This is a genomic window from Mesorhizobium sp. B2-4-19 (assembly GCF_006441315.1).
Taxonomy (GTDB): Bacteria; Pseudomonadota; Alphaproteobacteria; order Rhizobiales; family Rhizobiaceae; genus Mesorhizobium.
In genome coordinates, this window is record NZ_VFUV01000010.1 from 26,456 (window position 1) to 45,163 (window position 18,708).

Sequence of the window (18,708 nt, forward strand, 5' to 3'; positions counted from 1 at the left end):
CTCCCCAGACCGCGTCACTTGCCGGCCTTCGGCTTTTCGGCATGGCCGCCGAAGGCATAGCGCATGGCGGACAACAGCTTGTCGGCGAATTCGGATTCGCCTTGCGAGGAGAAGCGGTCGAACAGCGCCGAGGACAGCACCGGCGCCGGCACGCCGGTGTCGATCGCCGCCTTCAGCGTCCAGCGTCCTTCGCCCGAATCCGAAACCTGGCCGCCGAACTGCGCCAGGCCGGGGTCGCTCTTCAGCGCGCCGGCGGTGAGATCGAGCAGCCAGGAGCCGATGACGCTGCCATGCCGCCAGACCTCGGCCACCTGCGGAAGATCGATGTCGAACTGATAATATTGCGGGTTTTCCAGCGGGCTGGTCTCGGCGTCGGCCGTGCGTTGCCGCTTGCCGGCATTGGCCGACTTCAGGATGTTCATGCCTTCGGCATAGGCGGCCATGACGCCATACTCGATGCCGTTGTGCACCATCTTGACGAAGTGGCCGGCGCCGCTCGGCCCGCAATGCAGGTAGCCGAAGGGCGCGGTGCCGGCGGCCTTGTCGGGAGCCGGCGCGCCGGCATCGGCGCCGGGTGCCAGCGTGGCGAAGATCGAATCGAGGTGCTGCACCGCAACGTCGGGACCGCCGATCATCAGGCAGTAGCCGCGCTCGAGGCCCCAGACACCGCCACTGGTGCCGACATCGACAAGATGGATGCTCTTGGTGGCCAGTTTCGCCGCCTGGTCGACGGCGTCGTGATAGTAGGAATTGCCGCCGTCGATGACGATGTCGCCGGGCTCCATCAGGGCCGAGGCCTGATCGATGATTTTGCCGGTGATCGCCGCCGGCAGCATCAGCCAGACACAGCGCGGCTTGGCGAGCTTGCCGACGAATTCCGTCAGCGATGCCGCGCCAAGCGCACCGTCGCTCACCAGGGCCGCGACGCTTGCCGGGTTGATGTCGTAGACGACGCATTCATGGCCGTCGCGCATCAGGCGCCGCACCATGTTGGCGCCCATCCGGCCCAGTCCCATCATTCCGATCTGCATGGTTTCGTCCTGTTTCCTAGAGATTTTCTGGGTTTATCGAGGAAGGATCTAGCCGCTATCCCGCTCGCCTGATGTGACGGAGAAGTCGACATTCTCCCAATCGCCGGTTCCGGGCCAGAAAAAAGTGAAGATCAGCGTGCTTCCGCTGCGGAGGCTGGCGGTGGGAAGATCGGCAAGATGGATGCCGAAGGTATTGTCCGCCGTCTGGCTGTCATGGGCGGTTGCCCAATTGTCGCTGCTCCAGTGCACCGTGGCCGCGGCCAGCAATTCGATGCGCAGCGTCTTGCCCTCGGGCAGCGTGCGGATCTTGTTGTTGAAGCGCCAGGTCTTGAACGGCGATGTGGTCTTGCCCTCGATGTAGCGCTTCACGCCTTGCGGCGGCATGTCGAAGACAACGCCGTCGCGCAGCGAGCGCAGCAGCTTGATATGCTCGGAATGCGCCCAGACCAGCGGCATGGCGCTACCCGAGGGGCGGCCGCGCAGCAATTCGCGCTCGGGCAGGTTGGCGCCGTCCCAGACCTGTTCCGGCAGCAGGCCGCCGGGCTCGGCCGAACCTTCCAATGCCGCCAGAAGATTGGCTGCCTTATCCTTGCGCCCCGCCGCCAGTTCATAATGGGCGCGCTCGCCGGCGAGCAATGGCCACGGCCGGCCCTGGCCGGTGCCGTCGAAAGGGGCGCCGTCCTGGTGTTCGCCATAGCCGTCGCCATTGTAGCGATACCAGAGCGGGCCTTGCGGCAGCGCGCAGCGTAACTGCGCGTCGATCACCTTGACCGTATCGACGATGCGCGGGTCATCAGCCGACCTCAGGCCGAAGCGCACCAGCGCCAGCGCGTCCGGGCTGACAATTTCCTGCGGCGGGCGGTTCGCGTCGCCGGGCGGCCGGTTCTTGATCGGCACATAGCCGTCCTTCGGCGAGGCGGCCTCGGCGCTGTCGGGCGGCGCGATGCGGACATAATAGCCTTCGACGCCGGCCGCCTTGCCGATGGCCGTGTCGGTGGCGTAGGTCCAGCGTTCGACCTGGTCGTTCCAGCCATCCGATGTCTCGCGCAGATAGATCGCTTCGTCCTTCTTGCCGCAGGCATCGAGCAGGTCGGCCGCGGCAAGCAGGGCCGCGATCTCCACGGCCAGCGTGAACGGGCTGTAGCCGGCATCCTCTTCCCAGCGATCCTCGCCGGTGACCGGTCCATTGCGCACGACATAGGTCGCGGCGCGCTCGATCATCGGCAGGAAAGCGGCAAGCCTGGCGCGGGGCAGGTGTCCCACGCGATGCAGGGCATCGGTCAGAAGCAGCGGGAAGGCACATTCGTCCATCTGGATGCCGGGCCAATAGGCCGACCCGTCGAGCCAGGCATTTTGTGGCCAATGTCCGTCAGGCTGCTGGATGGAGCGCAGATACTCAAGGATCTGCAAGGCCGAGCCGGCATCGCCGGCGGCGAGAAAGCCGCCCGCCGTCTCGACCAGATCGCGCGGCCAGACCAGATGGTAGCCGCCGAGGTCGTCGTCACCCTTGTTGAAGCCCCAGGGGATGGACAGGCTGGCGACCGCCGCGCCCGGCATGGCGGTGGAGCGGTGCGTCGCCAGAACCGCGGTCGAGGCGCGATAGGTGTTGATGCCGGATGCCGCGTGCCGGTCCAGCGGCAGCAGTCCCGCCTGCCATTTGCGCCAATTCTGGACATAGGCCTTGGCCGTGGGCTCAAAGCCCCTCTTCAGGCTGGCGAAGGCATTTTCGGCGGCTTCTTCCGGTGTCGCGCCGAAACCCAGCGCCAGCACGGCTTTTGTCTTGGTCGGCGAAAAGCCGATCTCGCCGGTCAGTGCGACATTGCCGTCTTCTGCCCGCTGGCAAGCCGGATCAAGGATGCCGGTATGATTGAGTTGCCGCCAGCCGTCGGAAAAGCCGACATAGCCGGCTGAACGGTCCCGCCAAAGCAGCGACGAGGCCAGCGCCAGGCAAGAGCCGCGGCCCGAAGCGAACAGCACGGGCTTTCCCTTGTGGTCGCCGACCCAGGCGGTGTTGCCCATGCCGGCATTGACCAGATGCGGCGCCAGAAGCGCGTAGACGCGGTAATCGTCGGGCGCACCTTTAAGCGCCGCGAAGGTGATTTCCTGCAGCAGCACGGGCCGCGCCGGGTCGCAGAGGATGCGCTTCTCGATGCGGTAGGCGCCGTCGCCGGCCGTGTTGACCAGCCGGTAGGCGGGCACGCCGGCCTCGAAGGGCTCGATTTCATGCGCGGCATCGCGCTTCTCTTCCGAGAAATAGCCGCCGGGACCGGTGACGATCAGGCCGAGATCGCGCGTGCAGGCGCTGTCGAGCCGCGGATAGTAGACTTCGTTGAGGATGCCGTGGCTGATGGTGAACCAGATGTGGCCGGCCGGCGAAAGCGACGTCCCCACGCCGCTCTTGGCGCTCGACGTCCAGCGCGCCGGAATGCCCGGCGCGCCCGGGGGAACGATCGGCGTCACTGCCATCTCTGTTGGCCTCCTGTGCGCATGGCTTACCCATCCACCGACGCCGTTTCAATTGGCGCACCGCAAGTTGATCGGCAGGCTTTGCGGATTGCAGTTGACAGGCCGCTGTGCCATCTTCATTTGTCTGACAATCGATAAAAAACAGGAACGCAGGCGCGACTTTCCACCTAAAATCCGCACGACCAGCAACTCTTGGGAGGAGTATGAACATGAAGAAACTGTTAGCTCTGAGCGCTCTTGCCGCGATGCTCGCATCGGGCACGGCACTTGCCGACACCAGCGGCAAGAAGATCGCATTCTCGAACAATTACGCCGGCAATTCGTGGCGGCAGGCGATGCTCGACAGCTACGGCATCGTCACCAAGAAGGCGGTCGCCGACAAGATCGTCGGCGCGGCCGACATCTTCACCACCGCCGACAAGGAAGTGCCGACGCAGGCGGCACAGGTTCAGAACCTGATCCTGCAGGGCTATGACGCCATCGTCATCAACGCCGCCTCGCCGGACGCCCTCAACGGCGCCATCAAGCAGGCGTGCGACGCCGGCATCACGGTCGTCTCCTTCGATGGTACCGTGACCGAGCCCTGTGCCTACCGCGTCGTCGTCGACTTCAAGGACATGGGCAAGCAGGAAGTCGAGCAGATGGCCAAGTTCCAGCCCAAGGGTGGGAACCTTTTGGAAATCCGTGGCCTGGCCGGCACCTCGATCGACGATGCCATCCATGCCGGCATCCTCGAAGGCGTCGCCGCGCATCCCGAGTTCAAGATCGTCGGCTCGGTGACCGGCGACTGGGATCAGACGACGGCGCAGAAAGCCGTCGCGACCATCCTGCCCTCATTGCCCGAAATCGTCGGTATCGTCGACCAGGGTGGTGACGGCTATGGCGCCGCACAGGCTTTCGCCGCCGCCGGCAAGCCGCGCCCGACCATCATCATGGGCAACCGGCAGGACGAATTGAAGTGGTGGAAGGAACAGAAGGACAAGGACGGCTACAAGACCTGGTCGGCTTCGATCGCGCCCGGCGTGTCGTCGCTCGCCTTCTGGGTGGCGCAGCAGGTGCTCGATGGCCGCAAGGACATTCCGCACGACCTGCTGGTGCCGTATCTGGCCTTCACCCAGGACGACTTCGAGGCAGCCCTGCCGAAGATCAAGGAAGGCGGCGTCGCTACCCACGAATACACGCAGGAAGACGCCCTCGCGGCGATCAAGGCCAACATCAAGTGAATGTCGCGCTTGCGTTGCCCTTCGTACCATCGCGCGGATATATCTAGGCATGCCTGAAGGGAACGCTGACATCATCAGACTGAACGGCGCCGAAAAACATTTCGGCGCCGTTCGCGCGCTGGGCGGCGTGGACTTCCATGTCCGGCCCGGCGAATGCGTCGGCCTGGTCGGCCACAACGGCGCCGGCAAATCGACGCTGATGCACATGGTGGCGGGCACGCTCACGCCCGACAACGGCCAGATCGGCGTGCATGGCGGCATCGAGGACAACTACTCGGTGTCGCGGGCGCAAAAGCTCGGCATACGCTGCGTGTTCCAGGAACTGTCGCTGTGCCCCAATCTCAGCGTCGCCGAAAACACGCGCATCAACCACGCCTCGCTCTCGGGCCTCGGCTGGCGGCGCAAGGCGGCCGCGCTGATCACCGCCAAGCTTGACGAGATCTTTCCCGATCACCGCATTTCGGCCTGGGACATTGTCGGCGACCTGTCGATCGGCCGGCGCCAGATGGTCGAGGTGGCGCGCGCCTTCACGGTGACGCAGGACAGGCTCGACCTCGTCATCCTCGACGAGCCGACTTCGTCGCTCGACGCGCATACTGCGGGGCAACTTCTGGCCTTCGTGCGCCGCTTCATCGCCGGCGGCAAGAGCTGCATCCTGATCTCGCATGTTCTGGGCGAGGTGCTCAGGAATGCCGACCGCATCGTGGTGATGCGCGACGGCAAGGTGGTCGTCGCCGATGCGGCGAATGCCTTCGACCGCGACCGGTTGGTGACGGCCATGGGCGGGGCCGAAGCGCGCCAGAAGATCGCCGCCGAGATTGCCGCGGCCAAGCCGGCTGACGGTCCGTTGCGGGTGCGGGCGCGTCCCGCCGCGCAGAAGGACGGCGCCGACCTTGTCGCCCGCGCCGGCGAGATCATCGGCCTTGCCGGGCTGGCGGGACATGGCCAGACCGACCTGTTGCTGGCGATCTTCGCTGCTGCTTCCCGCGCCAGGACCGGCATCGAAGTGACCGCGCCGGTGGCGCTGGTCGCCGGCGACCGCCAGTCGGACGGCATTTTCCCGCAATGGTCGATCGCAGAAAACATCGGCATCCGCTCGCTGGCGCGCTTGCGCAACGGGCTGCTGATCTCGCCGCGGCGCGAGGCCGAGTTGGCCCAGTTCTGGCAGAAGAAGATCGGCATCCGCACGCCCGACATGAACAACAACATCTTCTCGCTGTCGGGCGGCAACCAGCAGAAGGCGCTGTTTGCCCGCGCGCTCGGCTCGGATGCCCAGATCGTGCTGATGGACGATCCGATGCGCGGCGTCGATATCGGCACCAAACTGGAAGTCTACGACCTCGTGCGCGAGGAGGCTGGCCGCGGCCGCACGTTCCTCTGGTACACCACGGAAACCGAGGAACTCGACAATTGCGACCATGTCTATGTTTTCAAGAACGGCCGCATCGTCGCCAATCTGGGTCGCGACGAATTGACCGAAGAGAAGATCATCCAGTCCTCGTTCGGCGATGCGGCTTGAGATGACCGCCGCCAGCCTCGACGCCACTGCCAGGAGTTCGGCCGAGCGTGGCGCGCTGGCTCGTGCCCGCCTGCTGCGCGGGCTGCTGCCGGCGCTGTCGCTGGCATTGGTGCTGCTCGCCATCGCCTGGCTCAACCCGCGCGCCATCAGCTATTTCGGCTTCAGCCTGATGCTGAACCTGGCGATCCCGATCGCGCTGGCGACGATCGCGCAGATGTTCGTCATTTCAGGCAATGAGCTCGATCTGTCGATCGGCACCTTCGTCGGTTTCGTCGGCTGCGTCACCGCGACCTGGCTGAAGGACGCGCCGCTCATCGGCGTCGCCATCCTGCTTGGCTCGATCGGCGTCTATGCGCTGCTCGGCGCGCTGATCCACCTGCGCAATCTGCCGTCGATCGTGGTGACGCTCGGCATGAGTTTCGTCTGGCAGGGGCTCGCCATCCTCGTCCTGCCCAAGCCCGGCGGCAAGGCGCCGGACTGGCTGCTGGCGATCATGTCGTTCAAGCCGCCCTTCGTGCCGTTCCCGATCATCGCGGCGCTGCTGATCGGCCTCGTCGTCCATTTCGGCCTGATGCGCACCTCCTATGGCGTGATCCTGCGCGGCTCCGGCGGCAATGCGGCCGCGCTCAAGCGCGCCGGCTGGTCGCTGCTCAGGACCAAGATCGTGCTGTTCGCGCTGGCCGGCCTGTTCGGCGTGCTGTCGGGCATGGCGCTGATCGGCATCACCACCTCGGCAGATGCCAATATCGGCAATGGCTATACGCTGCTGTCGATCGCCGGCGTCATCCTCGGCGGCGGCGAATTCGTCGGCGGCCGGGTGTCGCCGATTGGCGCGGTGATCGGCGCGCTGACACTGGCGCTGGCCGCCTCGCCGCTGCTCACCTTCATGCACATTCCGCCGGACTGGCAGGTGGCCGCCAACGGCGCCATCCTGATCATCGTGCTGGCGGCGCGGGTGCTGATCAGCCGCAGGGAGAGGTAAGCGATGGTCCTGGTTAGATCGCTGGCCGGCAAACCCTGGGTATGGTCGTTCCTCGGCGCGCTGGTCGTGTGGCTGGCGACGATCGCCTTCACCGGCGGCTACGGCGCCGGCGGCATGGTCACGGCGGCGTTGTCGCTCGCGGTGTTCACCGTCATCGTCGGTGTCGGCCAGATGTTCGTCATCACGCTTGGGCCCGGCAATGTCGACCTGTCGCTGCCGGCCAACATCGGGCTCGCCAGCGCGGTCGCCATGAAAGTGATGGCCGGCAGCGATTCCATGATCGTGGCAGGCCTGCTGGCGGCGCTCGCCTGCGGCGCGGCGATCGGCGCGGTCAACTATCTGCTGATCTGGGCGCTGCGCATTCCGCCGATCATCGCCACCTTGTCGGCGAGCTTCATCATCCAGTCGATCGACATCAGCTATGGGCGTGGGCTGCAGATCAAGCCGCCGCCCGGCTTCGCCGATTTCACCAACTGGCAGATCCTGGGCATTCCCGTGCTGGCGGTGCTGACCGTGCTGTTCACCATCGGCGCGGCCATCGCCCTGCAGCGGATGATCTATGGCCGCTCGGTGCTGGCGATCGGCCAGAATATCCGCGCCGCGTGGCTCGCCGGCGTCAATGTCGGGCGCATCCGCTTCCTCACCTATACGCTGTCGGGCGCGCTCGGCGGCATCGACGGTGCGCTGCTCGCCGGCTATTTCCGCGGCGCCAATGTCGATATCGGCAATGAATATCTGCTCGCCTCGATCGCCGTCGTCGTCATCGGCGGCACGTCGGTGGCCGGCGGCAAGGCCAATGTTCCCGGCGTGTGGGGCGCGGCGCTGTTTCTGGTGCTGCTGCTCACCATGCTCAACACATTCGGGGTCAGCGCCGGCGTTCGCCTGCTGCTGACGGGGCTGATCATCGTCGGGGTGATTACGGCGGCAGGCGGGGAAAAGGCGGTGCGGTGATCGCCGTTCCCGAGCGTCTGGCCGACCGCAACCTCCTGGGGCAGCCCGTCACGCCGCCAAACGTTGGGCCAGCCCAACGGCGGGTTCCCATTCGCGGCGCGGCCTAGTAAACCCTTCCGCGATCTCAGTCGGTCCCGGGAGGGCTCTGCTTGTCCAATTCTGTCAGCGTCGTGAACGAGAATGGCGTCGCCATCGTCACCATCGACAATCCGCCGGTCAATGCGCTGAGTTTCCATGTCCGCGAGCCGCTGATGCAGGCGCTTGTCGACTTGCGCGATGACGCTTCGGTCTCGGCCATCGTGATTGCCTGCGCCGGGCGGACTTTTGTCGCCGGCGCCGACATCACCGAATTCGGCAAGCCGGTGCAGCAGCCTGATCTGCGCGCCATCGTTGCGATGCTGGAAACCATCGCCAAACCGACGGTCGCCGCCATCCACGGCACCGCGCTCGGCGGCGGGCTGGAACTGGCGCTCGGCTGTCATTTCCGCGTTGCCGATGCCGGCGCCAGGCTCGGCCTGCCCGAGGTGAAGCTCGGCTTGCTGCCGGGCGGTGGCGGCACGGTGCGGCTGCCGCGTGTTGTCGGCGCGGCGAAGGCGCTGAAGATGATCGTTTCCGGCACGCCGATCGGCGCGAATGAGGCGCATGAAGCCGGTCTCGTTGACGCTGTCTTCGAGGGTGATCTGGTCACGCATGCCGTGAACTTCGCCCGGGAAATCGCCCGCAAGGGTGGTCCGTTCACGCCGGTGCGCGATCGCAATGACGGGCTTGGGGAAACCGATCTGGCGGCTTTCGACGCCGAGGCGGCGGACCTCGCCAGGAAAGCGCGCGGGCTGGAAGCACCGGTCGCCTGCGCGCAAGCCGTGCGCAACGCCCTCACGCTGCCTTTCGACGAGGCGCTGGCGGCGGAGCGCGCGCTGTTCGCGAAACTGGTCGCCAGCGATCAGTCGCGGGCGCAACGGCACCTGTTCTTCGCCGAACGCGAGGCGGCAAAGCTTCCCGGCAAGGACACGCCCAAGCGCAGGACCGCCCGCGTCGGCGTCATCGGCGCCGGCACCATGGGCGGCGGCATCGCCATGGCCTTCGCCAATGGCGGTTTTTCGGTCACCTTGCTGGAAACCAGCGCGGAACCGCTGCAGCGCGGGCTGGGCATGATCGAGAAGAACTATGCCGTCTCCGTTTCGCGCGGTTCCCTGACCGAAGACGCCAAGCGTCAGCGGCTCGCCCAGTTCGAGGGCTCGACCGACTATGCCGATCTTGCCGATTGCGACCTGATCATCGAGGCGGTGTTCGAGGACATGGCGGTGAAAAAGCAGGTTTTCGGCAAGCTGGATGCTATCGCCAAGCCGGGCGCCATCCTCGCCACCAACACCTCCTATCTCGACATCAATGAAATCGCCGGCTCGATCTCGCGGCCGCAGGATGTGCTCGGCCTGCATTTCTTCTCGCCGGCCAATGTCATGAAGCTCCTGGAGATCGTGCGGGCCGACAGGACCGCGCCGGATGCGCTGGCGACGGTGGTCGATCTCGCGCGGCGGATCGGCAAGGTGGCGGTCGTCGTCGGCGTCTGTCACGGCTTCGTCGGCAACCGCATGCTGGCCGCGCGCGGCTCTGAATCGGAAGCGCTGCTGCTCGAGGGCGCGACACCCAGCCAGATCGACAAGGTCTTCACCGATTTCGGCTGGCCGATGGGGCCGTTCCAGATGGGCGATCTCGCCGGCCTCGACATTGGCTGGCGCAACCGCAAGGCGCGCGGCCTGACGGCCGTCATCGCCGACACGCTGTGCGAACTGGGGCGTTTCGGCCAGAAGACCGGTCGGGGTTTCTATCTCTATGAAGCCGGCGCAAGGGCGGGCCTCCCAGATCCGGAGGTCGAGGCGCTGATCCGCGACAAGGCTGCTGAAAAGGGCGTTGCGCCGCGCGCGATCAGCGCGGAAGAAATCATCGAGCGCACACTCTATCCCCTGGTCAATGAGGGAGCGAAAATCCTCGAAGAGAAGATCGCGGTCCGTGCCTCCGACATCGATGTCGTCTGGGCCAATGGCTACGGTTTTCCCATCGGCAAGGGTGGCCCGATGTTCTGGGCCGGTCTCGAAGGGCCGGCAAAGATCGTCGAACGGCTCGACCAGTGGCACCAGCGGACCGGCAAGGACGTGTTCAAGCCGGCCCCGCTGCTGAAGCGGATGGCCGAGACCGGCTCCTGGAAGGCCGAGGCGTAAACCTTGTCGAGCCGCGCGGTGTTGCCGCGCGCCATTCCCTCACACGTGCTTGCGGCCCCCGGTCTCGCGGAACCAGCTGTCGGGGTAGGGATACCACCAGTCCTGGATCGCCGGTCTGTGGTCGATGATGACCATCTTGGAACGACGGAAGGCATCGAGCCCCTGCCGTCCCAGTTCGCGGCCGAGGCCTGACGCCTTCCAGCCGCCGAAGGGCAGGGCGTCATTGTCGATCAGCGGGTTGTTGACCCAGACCATGCCGGCCTCGAGCCGTTCGGCCGCTTCATGCGCTTCGGCGAGGTCGGTGGTGAACACCGAGGCGCCGAGCCCGAACGGGCTGTCATTGGCAAGCCGGATCGCCTCGTCGAAATCCTTCACCCGGCAGATGGCCGCGACCGGCCCAAAACACTCTTCGCGCACGATCGCCATGCCCGGGGTGACGCCGGTCAGGATCGTCGGTTCGTAGAACCAGCCGGTGTCGTGCGACGGCGGGATGCGCCCGCCGGTGACGGCCTTGGCGCCATGGGCAATGGCGTCATCGACAAGACGCATGACCTTGGCTCGAGCCGCTTCGCTGACCAGGGGGCCGATCTCGGTCTTGTCCATGCCGTTGCCGATGCGCAGCGCGCGTGTCCTTTCGGCAAACAACTCGACGAAGCGGTCATGCACGGCATCGACGACGAAGAAGCGCTCGGCCGAAGTGCAGACCTGGCCTGTGAGATGGAAGGCGGCGGTGACGCTGCCGGCCGCGGCGACCTCCAGCGGCGCGTGTTCGCTGATGATCAGCGGGTCGCTGCCGCCGGCCTCGATGACGCAAGGCTTCATGCGCTCGGCGCAGGCGACGGCCACCGCCTTGCCGGCGGCGACCGAGCCGGTGAAGGCAACCGCATGGGTGCGGTCGGATGTGATCAGCGCCTGGGCGGTCGCGGCTCCGCCGGGCAGGCAGGAGACCAAGCCCGCCGGCAGCGAGCCGAACACGGCCATGTAGTCCAGGGTCGACAGCGTCGTCGCCTCGGCCGGCTTGACGATGCAGGCATTGCCCGCGGCAAGCGAAGCGGCCACCGTCCAGCACATCAACAGGATCGGAAAATTGTAGGGCATGATGTGGACGGAGACGCCATAGGGCTCGTAGCGCGCATATTGGAACGAACCGGCCTGCGTCGTGCCGGCGATCTTGCCGGCGTCGTCGCGCGCCATCTCGGCATAGTAGCGGAAGATCGGCGCGCAATTGGCGATCTCGCCGATGGCTTCCGGATAGGGCTTGCCCATCTCGCGTACCATCAGCTCGGCGCAGCGCGTGAAATCGGCAGCCTCGATGGTATTGGCTACGGCATGCAGGTGCTTCGCCCGGCTCTTGGCATCGAGCCTTTTCCAGGCGGCCTGCGCCCCGGTCGCGGCGGCGAGCACGGCATCGATTTCGCCGTCGCTGGCCGCGGCGATGGCGCCGACCGTTTCCAGCGTGGCCGGATCGATCACCGGTTTGTTTGCACCGGCCATCGGCCGGTAGTCCGGATTGACGAAGAAGGTCGGCCGGTCAGGGGAGAAGTGCATGAACATCCTCTCAGATCCGCTCAGCGGATCATGTAGACCTTCTTGATGGTCTCGTGGACGGTGCAGACGCCCTTCCAGTCCTGTGGAAAGAAGGCCGCCGTGTCCGGCTCGATTTCGATCACCTCGCCCGATTCGTGCACATAGGTGCAGCGGCCTTCGAGGAAATGGCAGAACTCGTCTCGGGTGACGTGGCAGTGCCATTTGCCCGGCGTGCAGACCCACAGGCCGCATTCGGAGCGGCCTTCCGGCCCCTTGTGGAGCAGCTTGCCCGAGGTGTGGGACTGGCCCTCGATCATCGTCGGGATGACGCCCCAGTCGACGAGGTCGGTGATGGCGAGCGGCGATTGCATGATGGGCGTGGTCATATGGATTTCCTTGGAAAGATGCTCACCGGCACATGAAGGCCTTGGTCAGCGTTTGCGTGATGACGGAAATGCCGGTCCAGCCGGCGGGAAAGAAAACCAGCGTGCCGGCCTCGACCGGAATCTGTTCGCCGTTCGCATGGACATAGCTGCCGTGACCCGACAGGAAATGACAGAACTCGTCGGCGGCGAAGGTGACCTTGCGGGTGCCCGGCGTGCACGACCACAGGCCGCATTCGCTCGATCCGTCCGGATTCTGCGACAGGATCTTGCCGGAGGCGCGCGGCGCGCCGGCAAGCGTGTTGCTGCCCGCGCCCCAGTCCTCCAGTTCCACGCTCGAGGCCTGTGGCCAGTGCGGTGTCGACATGTCTTGCTCCCTGTGTCGCGATGTCAGGCCAGCATGTAGACGTTGCGCATGGTCTCGTGCACCGTGCATTCGCCCGTCCAGCCGGCGGGGAACATGACCACGGTCCCGGCCGACACTTCTATCACTTCGCCGGCATCCGAGCGGTAGCTCGCACGGCCGGCGACGAAATGGCACAATTCATCGCGCGGGATCGAGAGTCGCCAGCGGCCCGGCGTGCAGACCCAGATGCCCGATTCCGGCCGGTTGTTCGGGCCCTTGTGCACCAGCCTGCCGGTGGAGTGCGACGCGCCGTCCAATGCGTCCGGCTGGGCGCCCCAGTCGACGAGATCGGTGCGGGTGGATGCCTGGCGAAGGTGCGGAGCGGAGGAGGTCATGGACGTGCCCCACGATCATGGCGCGGAACACCGATCCGTTGCCACTCTACGAGGCCCCCCTCTGTCCTGCCGGACATCTCCCCCTCGAGGGGGGAGATCGGCAGCTTTGGCTTCGGCTCTCCTTTTTCACCGCTGAAAATTGGCGAAGGCAGCAACGAGATCCGATCTCCCCCCTTGAGGGGGAGATGGCCGGCAGGCCAGAGGGGGGTGCCTTGGCTCGGCATTTCAATCTCATTCACAGCAACGCCTCCAGCAAGCCGGCAGCCTTCTCCGGCCCGTTCTGCGCGTGCATCTGTGCCGATGTCTTCGCCAGCCTGGCCTTCATCCGGGGATCGGTCAGGCAGGCCTCGATCTTCTCGACCAGCTCGGCGTCGCTCCAGTCGTAGCGCGGCATGCCGAAGCCATGGCCGGTTTCCTCGACGCGGGTGGCGTTGTCGTGACCGTCCCAGACATAGGGCATGATGATCGCCGGCTTGCCGAAATAGAGGCACTCGGTGAACGAGTTGTTGCCGCCATGGTGGATGACGGCATCGACCTGCGGGATCACCGAAGGTTGCGGGAACCAGCTCTCGACGATGACGTTGCCGGCCACGTCCGTATACTGATCCTTGTAGCCGCCGACATTGACCAGCGCCCGGTAGCGGGTCTTGCCCAGCGTGGCGATGATGCGCCTCAAGAGCTCGACATCGCCGGCGCCGAGGCTGCCGAAGGAGACATAGAGCAGCGGGCCGTCATTGTTTTTCGCGAAGGTCGGCACGGTGTAAGGCTTTTCCTGCCGCACGCAGCCTTCGAGATACTGGAATTTCGCCGGGTCGAGCGCATGGCGGCGCTTGAATTTCGCCGCTTCGGGATAGAGCAGCAAATTGAGATAGGGCGAGGCCTCGAAGAACTGGCCGATCGGGTAAGGCGCCTCGTTGTTGGCCTTCAGGAAGGCGTTGAAGTCGTCGTGGATCGGCTTGATCACCGTGTTGAAGTGGTCGCGGTAGCGCTGGTGCCCGGCATGGTCGTTCTCGCCGCAGCCTGAGAGGTGCGGCGGGATGTCCTCGTCCTCGATCTCGTTTTCCGAGCAGGAGATGACGCGCACCCATGGCTTGCCGAACTGTTTTATGGCCGGAAACAGGATGACGTTGTCGACGCAGATGACGTCGGGCTTGATGGCGGCCAGCACGCCCGGCAGATCCTTCTGCGCCCATTTGGCGCTGTCGACGATCGCCGTCCAGCAATCCTTGACGTAATTGTCGACCTGGTCGTAGGGCGATTTGCGGAAATTCGGGATGTGGCCGTTGATGAAATCCTCCCAGAATTTCGCCATCTGCTCGGGCGGCATCGGCTCGGACAGGTTCACCGGATGCGCCTCGAAACCGTAGCCCCGATAAACCTCGACGAAGCCGGGGTCAGACAGGAACACCGCCTTGTGGCCACGCGCCTCGACGGCCTGGGCGATGCCGACGGAATTGAGCGCCGGGCCGTAGGCGGCTTCCGGGAAAAAGGCGATCGTCTTCTGCGCCATCAAGCTTCTCCTATTCTGCGAAAATTCTGACATCGGCGGCATCCCAGCCGAGTTCGACCCGGTCGCCCGACGACACCTGTCGGCGGTCGGCTGCATCCGCAGTGACGCGCACCAGGAACGGCTTGGGCGACAGCGGTGTGCGGATATGCAGCTGCAGATCGAGGCCGTGATAGGCCAGCGCCTCGACCGTGCCGATGGTGCGGTTGGCGGTCTCGCTCGACGGAAACAACCGGATGCGTTCCGGCCGCACCGAAGCTACGGCCGAAGCACCTGGCGTGAGTGTTGCGGGGACCTTACCGGCAATGCGCGCGCCATTCGTGGCCACCACGCCATCGGCTGACGCCTTGCCCGGGATGAAATTCATCACGCCGATGAAGTCGGCCACGAAACGGTCGGCCGGATGCTCGTAGACCGTGTGCGGCGTGTCGCATTGCAGCAGCCTGCCATCCTTGAGCACCGCCATGCGATCGGCCATGACGAGCGATTCTTCCTGGTCGTGGGTGACGACGACGAAGGTGATGCCGACCTCGTGCTGCAGGCGTTTCAATTCCAGCTGCATGGCGCCGCGCAGTTTCTTGTCGAGCGCGCCGAGCGGCTCGTCGAGCAGCAGCAGGCGTGGCCGCTTGACCAGGGCGCGGGCCAGCGCGACGCGCTGTTTCTGGCCGCCCGACAATTGCTCCGGCTTGCGATCGGCGAAGGGGACGAGCTCGGTGGTCGCCAGGATGGCGTCGACGCGGGAACGGATTTCTTTAGCCGGCAAGCGCTCCATCTCCAGCCCATAGGAGACGTTGGCGCGCACGCTCATATGCGGGAACAGCGCGTAGGACTGGAACATCAGGTTGACCGGCCGCTTGTTGGGCGGGGTCCTGGCGATGTCCTTGCCGTCGAGCAGGATGCGGCCGCCGCTCGGGGTCTCGAAACCGGCCAGCATGCGCAAGAGCGTGGTCTTGCCGCAGCCGGAGGGCCCAAGCAACGCGAAGAACTCGTTCTCCCGGATATCGAGCGAGATGCCGTCGACGGCGGTGACCCGGCCGAAATTCTTCGACACGTGGTCGATGGCCAACAGCGTGCGCGGTTCGCTCATTGGCCGATCATTCCCCGGTTAAGCCGCTGCGACAGGGTCAGCGCGGTGATGCTTACGGCCATGACGATGGTCGCCAGCGCGTTGATCTCAGGCGTGATGCCGAAGCGGATCATGGCGTAGATCTGCATCGGCAGCGTGGTCGAGGCACGGCCGGCGCCAGCGGTGAAGAAGGCGATGATGAACTCGTCGACCGACAGCGTGAAGGCGAGCAGCGCTCCGGCGATTACGGCAGGCGCGATGACCGGCAAGGTCACGCGCCGAAAGGTGGTGAGCGCGGAGGCGCCGAGATCGGCGGAGGCCTCGACGATCGACCAGTCGAAGCTCTTCAGCCTTGCGCGCACCACCGAGCAGACGAAGGCGAGGTTGAACACGACATGGGCGAGGATGATGGTGTGCAGGCCCATGGTCAGGTTGAGTATGGAGAAGAAGGAGAGCAGAGCGATCGCCAGCACGATGTCGGGAATGATCATCGGCGCGAAGATCAGGGCTTCCAGCCCCTTGCCATATTGCCGGCGCATCTCGACGCCGATCGCCAGCAGCGTGCCGAGCACGGTGGCGATGGCGGTCGAGACCAGCGCCACGATCAGCGTGTTGAGCGCGGCGGACAGGATCGCGGAATTGTTGGCCAGCGAGGCATACCATTTCAGCGAGAAGCCAGACCATGCCGTCGGCAGTCCGCTTTCGTTGAGGGAGAGCGCCACCAGCACGGCGATCGGGATGTAGAGGAAGGCGAAGACCAGGCTCAGCACGAGCCAGAGCGTGCGGCGCGTCGCAGGGGAGCGCTCAGCCATCCGCGCCTCCCCCGGCCTGCGTTGTCCGCCCCGAGGCGCGGTCGGCGGCGAGCGCCTGCGCCATCAGGACCAGCAGCATGATGGCGATCAGCGCCATCGCCAAGGCGGCGCCGAAGGGCCAGTCATTGGCGGTGAGGAACTGGTCGTAGACGAGATTGCCGATCATCTGGAAGCGGCCGCCGCCGAGCAGCGCCGGGGTGACGAAATTGCCGATCGACAACACGAAGACGAAGACGGCGCCAGCGGCGATGCCGGGCACTGTCAGCGGCAGGATGACGCGGCGGAATGTGGTGGCGGCCGAGGCGCCGAGATCGCGCGAGGCTTCGGCGAGTTCGGGGTTGAGCCGCGACAGCGGCGCGTAGCAGGCGAGGATGACGAAGGGCAGATAGTTGTAGACGAGGCCGGCGATGACCGCGCCTTCGGTATAGAGCATTGACGGCGGTTCGCCGGCATAGCCGAACAAGCGCAGGAGCTGCGTGATCAGGCCTTCGCGGTTGAGCAGCACGATCCAGGCATAGGTGCGGATCAAATAGTTCGACCAGAACGGCAGCACGGCAAAGAACAGGAACACAGGCTGCCAGCGGCGCGGGGCAGCGGAGATGGCGTAGGCGGCGGCATAGCCGATCACCACCGCGATCAGCGTGGCGGTGCCGGCGATGCGCGCGGATTTCAGGAAGATGCCGGCATAGAGCGGGTCGAAGACCAGCCCGAAATTCTCCAGCGTGAAGGTGTAGTCGATGCCGCCATAAATGCCGCGGCGGAAGAAGGCGAGCGCCAGCACCAGCGCGCACGGCACCACCATCAGCGCGGTCAGCCAGACAAGCGCCGGGGCCATCAGCAGGGAGGAGCGAGAGGGGACGCACCTCACGAAGTACCCACCGCTGCCCTGTCGGGCATCTCCTCCTCAAGGGGGGAGATTAGCAGCTCTAGCCCCTCGCTTATCTTCAAATATGGAAGATTGGCGAAAGCGACGCCACAGCCAATCTCCCCCCTTGCGGGGGAGACGGCCGGAAGGCCAGAGGGGGGCGACGCGTAACGCAAGCTTGCTTCCAACATGCTGCCGGAATGCCGCCTACTGCGCGGCCTTGATCTCGCTGACGATCTTGGAATAGTCGCGCTGGGCTTGACCGACGTCACGCAGCTGCTCGAACTTGACGAGATCGGCCACCGGCATCGCCATGTTGGGGAATTTGGCCAGGAAATCGGCCGGCAGGCTTTCCATCGCCGGCTTGTTCGGCACCTTGTAGTCGATGTTCTGTGCCGCCCAGGCGTGGTTCTTGGCGTCGAGCATGAAGTTGATGAACTTGAAGGCGTCGTCCTTGTGCTCGGAGGCCTTCATCACCACCATCGTGTCGACCCAGAGGTCCGAACCTTCCTTCGGAATGACGTATTTGATCTCCGGCTTCTCGGCGATGCCGTAATTGCACCAGCCGTCCCAGGCCTGCACCATTAGCGCCTCGCCCGAAACCAGCTTGGAATAGAAGGTGGTGTCGTCATAGGCGAGCAAGGTCTTCTTGGCCGAGATCAAGAGGTCCTTGACCTCGGCCATCTTGGCCGGATCGGTCTCGTTGACGGAAAAGCCCTTGTCGAGCTGCCCGGCCGCCAGCAGCCAGCGATCGGTCGCCAGCATGGTCGTCTTGCCCTTCAGCGCGTCTGAAGGCGCGAGCAGGTCGCTCCAGCTGGTGGGCGCCGTCTTGACCAGGTCCGAGCGGTAGCACAGGCCGGTCGTGCCCCAGGTGTAGGGCACGGAGAACGAGTTGCCGACATCGTGCGGCAGCTTGGTCGCTTCCGGATAGAGGTTGGCGAGATTGGGGATCTTGGCGTGGTCCATCGGCTCGGTCAGGCCGAGCTTGTTCAGCACCTCGGCGAAGGGCGAGGAGACGAAGACCACGTCATAGCCCTTGCCGCCGGCGGCGATCAGCTTGCCCATGATCTCTTCATTGGTGGCGTGCACCACCACTTCGCCGGAGACGCCGGTGGCGGTCTTGAAGGCGGCCATGGCGTCGGGCGCCATGTAGCCGTCCCAGTTGGAGATGACGAGGTCGGCGGCGATTGCCGGCGCCGACAGCGCCATGGCAAGGCCGAGAGCGATTGAAGAGACCTTGAGCGCACGGCGCCGCGGGCTGGTAGCGGTCATGGCAGACTCCCATTCCGGTTGATCGTCGAATTCTGTGCTGGACCGGGTGCGACCCATGCCGCTGCTTTCGATCCTGTTCCCTCGGTCTTTTTTATCGCCGATTATCCTGACAGTACTATTGCGGAAAAAAGTACGTCAATCCATAAT

General features: G+C 65.2%; 16 protein-coding genes. 5 read left to right on the forward strand and 11 right to left on the reverse strand.

Annotated elements, in window-relative coordinates:
• Positions 1-14: 14 nt before the first annotated feature.
• Both gnd and FJ546_RS18065 read right to left on the reverse strand, forming a co-directional pair.
• A complete protein-coding gene (gene gnd / locus FJ546_RS18060; protein ID WP_140890574.1) occupies positions 15-1,031 on the reverse strand; it encodes a phosphogluconate dehydrogenase (NAD(+)-dependent, decarboxylating) in 1,017 nt (338 codons plus the stop codon).
• 48 nt (positions 1,032-1,079) lie between these two features.
• Positions 1,080-3,497, reverse strand: a complete 2,418-nt coding sequence (locus FJ546_RS18065) for a glucan 1,4-alpha-glucosidase (protein WP_140890575.1) — start codon at positions 3,495-3,497, stop codon at positions 1,080-1,082.
• Between the two features lie 209 nt (positions 3,498-3,706).
• Here FJ546_RS18065 and FJ546_RS18070 point away from each other — a divergent pair, with 209 nt between their 5' ends.
• The 5 genes from FJ546_RS18070 (at position 3,707) to FJ546_RS18090 (ending at position 10,388) form a co-directional block, all read left to right on the forward strand.
• Positions 3,707-4,720 carry an ABC transporter substrate-binding protein gene (locus FJ546_RS18070; protein ID WP_140890576.1) on the forward strand — a complete coding sequence of 338 codons (1,014 nt, stop codon included), beginning with the start codon at positions 3,707-3,709 and terminating at the stop codon, positions 4,718-4,720.
• 49 nt (positions 4,721-4,769) lie between these two features.
• Positions 4,770-6,239, forward strand: coding sequence for a sugar ABC transporter ATP-binding protein (locus FJ546_RS18075; RefSeq protein ID WP_140890577.1), 1,470 nt, complete (start codon positions 4,770-4,772; stop codon positions 6,237-6,239).
• A gap of 1 nt (position 6,240) precedes the next feature.
• Positions 6,241-7,221 carry an ABC transporter permease gene (locus FJ546_RS18080; protein WP_181167981.1) on the forward strand — a complete coding sequence of 327 codons (981 nt, stop codon included), beginning with the start codon at positions 6,241-6,243 and terminating at the stop codon, positions 7,219-7,221.
• Positions 7,222-7,224: 3 nt separating this feature from the next.
• Entirely contained in the window at positions 7,225-8,172 is a 948-nt protein-coding gene (locus FJ546_RS18085) for an ABC transporter permease (RefSeq protein ID WP_140890579.1), read from the forward strand.
• A gap of 149 nt (positions 8,173-8,321) precedes the next feature.
• Complete coding sequence (locus FJ546_RS18090; RefSeq protein ID WP_140890580.1) at positions 8,322-10,388, forward strand: 3-hydroxyacyl-CoA dehydrogenase NAD-binding domain-containing protein; 2,067 nt, start codon at positions 8,322-8,324, stop codon at positions 10,386-10,388.
• 39 nt (positions 10,389-10,427) lie between these two features.
• Here FJ546_RS18090 and FJ546_RS18095 read toward each other — a convergent pair whose 3' ends face one another.
• The 9 genes from FJ546_RS18095 to FJ546_RS18145 all read right to left on the reverse strand — a co-directional run bounded on the left by FJ546_RS18095 (position 10,428) and on the right by FJ546_RS18145 (position 18,561).
• Positions 10,428-11,936: an aldehyde dehydrogenase family protein gene (locus FJ546_RS18095; RefSeq protein ID WP_140890581.1), complete on the reverse strand. Its 1,509-nt coding sequence runs from the start codon at positions 11,934-11,936 to the stop codon at positions 10,428-10,430.
• A 20-nt stretch (positions 11,937-11,956) separates the two neighbouring features.
• Complete coding sequence (locus FJ546_RS18100; RefSeq protein WP_095202811.1) at positions 11,957-12,301, reverse strand: cupin domain-containing protein; 345 nt, start codon at positions 12,299-12,301, stop codon at positions 11,957-11,959.
• Between the two features lie 22 nt (positions 12,302-12,323).
• On the reverse strand, positions 12,324-12,665 hold the full coding sequence (locus FJ546_RS18105; protein WP_140890582.1) for a cupin domain-containing protein: 342 nt from the start codon (positions 12,663-12,665) through the stop codon (positions 12,324-12,326).
• A gap of 23 nt (positions 12,666-12,688) precedes the next feature.
• Positions 12,689-13,039: a cupin domain-containing protein gene (locus FJ546_RS18110; protein WP_140890583.1), complete on the reverse strand. Its 351-nt coding sequence runs from the start codon at positions 13,037-13,039 to the stop codon at positions 12,689-12,691.
• 235 nt (positions 13,040-13,274) lie between these two features.
• A complete protein-coding gene (locus FJ546_RS18120) occupies positions 13,275-14,549 on the reverse strand; it encodes a glycosyltransferase (RefSeq protein ID WP_140890584.1) in 1,275 nt (424 codons plus the stop codon).
• Between the two features lie 10 nt (positions 14,550-14,559).
• A complete protein-coding gene (locus tag FJ546_RS18125) occupies positions 14,560-15,633 on the reverse strand; it encodes an ABC transporter ATP-binding protein (protein ID WP_140890585.1) in 1,074 nt (357 codons plus the stop codon).
• On the reverse strand, positions 15,630-16,424 hold the full coding sequence (locus tag FJ546_RS18130; RefSeq protein WP_140890586.1) for an ABC transporter permease: 795 nt from the start codon (positions 16,422-16,424) through the stop codon (positions 15,630-15,632). The genes FJ546_RS18125 and FJ546_RS18130 overlap by 4 nt, the downstream gene beginning before the upstream one ends.
• Positions 16,417-17,259, reverse strand: a complete 843-nt coding sequence (locus FJ546_RS18135) for an ABC transporter permease (RefSeq protein ID WP_140890587.1) — start codon at positions 17,257-17,259, stop codon at positions 16,417-16,419. Before FJ546_RS18135 ends, FJ546_RS18130 begins: the two co-directional genes overlap by 8 nt.
• A 237-nt stretch (positions 17,260-17,496) precedes the next feature.
• Complete coding sequence (locus FJ546_RS18145) at positions 17,497-18,561, reverse strand: spermidine/putrescine ABC transporter substrate-binding protein (protein WP_140890589.1); 1,065 nt, start codon at positions 18,559-18,561, stop codon at positions 17,497-17,499.
• Between the last annotated feature and the right edge of the window lie 147 nt (positions 18,562-18,708).

Coding starts and splice junctions, on each gene's coding strand:
- FJ546_RS18110 (WP_140890583.1), bottom strand. CDS start 13,039: ATGACCTCCTCCGCTCCGCACCTTCGCCAGGCATCCACCCGCACCGAT.
- FJ546_RS18120 (WP_140890584.1), bottom strand. CDS start 14,549: ATGGCGCAGAAGACGATCGCCTTTTTCCCGGAAGCCGCCTACGGCCCG.
- FJ546_RS18080 (WP_181167981.1), top strand. CDS start 6,241: ATGACCGCCGCCAGCCTCGACGCCACTGCCAGGAGTTCGGCCGAGCGT.
- FJ546_RS18105 (WP_140890582.1), bottom strand. CDS start 12,665: ATGTCGACACCGCACTGGCCACAGGCCTCGAGCGTGGAACTGGAGGAC.
- FJ546_RS18125 (WP_140890585.1), bottom strand. CDS start 15,633: ATGAGCGAACCGCGCACGCTGTTGGCCATCGACCACGTGTCGAAGAAT.
- FJ546_RS18130 (WP_140890586.1), bottom strand. CDS start 16,424: ATGGCTGAGCGCTCCCCTGCGACGCGCCGCACGCTCTGGCTCGTGCTG.
- FJ546_RS18070 (WP_140890576.1), top strand. CDS start 3,707: ATGAAGAAACTGTTAGCTCTGAGCGCTCTTGCCGCGATGCTCGCATCG.
- FJ546_RS18145 (WP_140890589.1), bottom strand. CDS start 18,561: ATGACCGCTACCAGCCCGCGGCGCCGTGCGCTCAAGGTCTCTTCAATC.
- FJ546_RS18095 (WP_140890581.1), bottom strand. CDS start 11,936: ATGCACTTCTCCCCTGACCGGCCGACCTTCTTCGTCAATCCGGACTAC.
- FJ546_RS18100 (WP_095202811.1), bottom strand. CDS start 12,301: ATGACCACGCCCATCATGCAATCGCCGCTCGCCATCACCGACCTCGTC.
- gnd (WP_140890574.1), bottom strand. CDS start 1,031: ATGCAGATCGGAATGATGGGACTGGGCCGGATGGGCGCCAACATGGTG.
- FJ546_RS18135 (WP_140890587.1), bottom strand. CDS start 17,259: ATGGCCCCGGCGCTTGTCTGGCTGACCGCGCTGATGGTGGTGCCGTGC.
- FJ546_RS18085 (WP_140890579.1), top strand. CDS start 7,225: ATGGTCCTGGTTAGATCGCTGGCCGGCAAACCCTGGGTATGGTCGTTC.
- FJ546_RS18075 (WP_140890577.1), top strand. CDS start 4,770: ATGCCTGAAGGGAACGCTGACATCATCAGACTGAACGGCGCCGAAAAA.
- FJ546_RS18065 (WP_140890575.1), bottom strand. CDS start 3,497: ATGGCAGTGACGCCGATCGTTCCCCCGGGCGCGCCGGGCATTCCGGCG.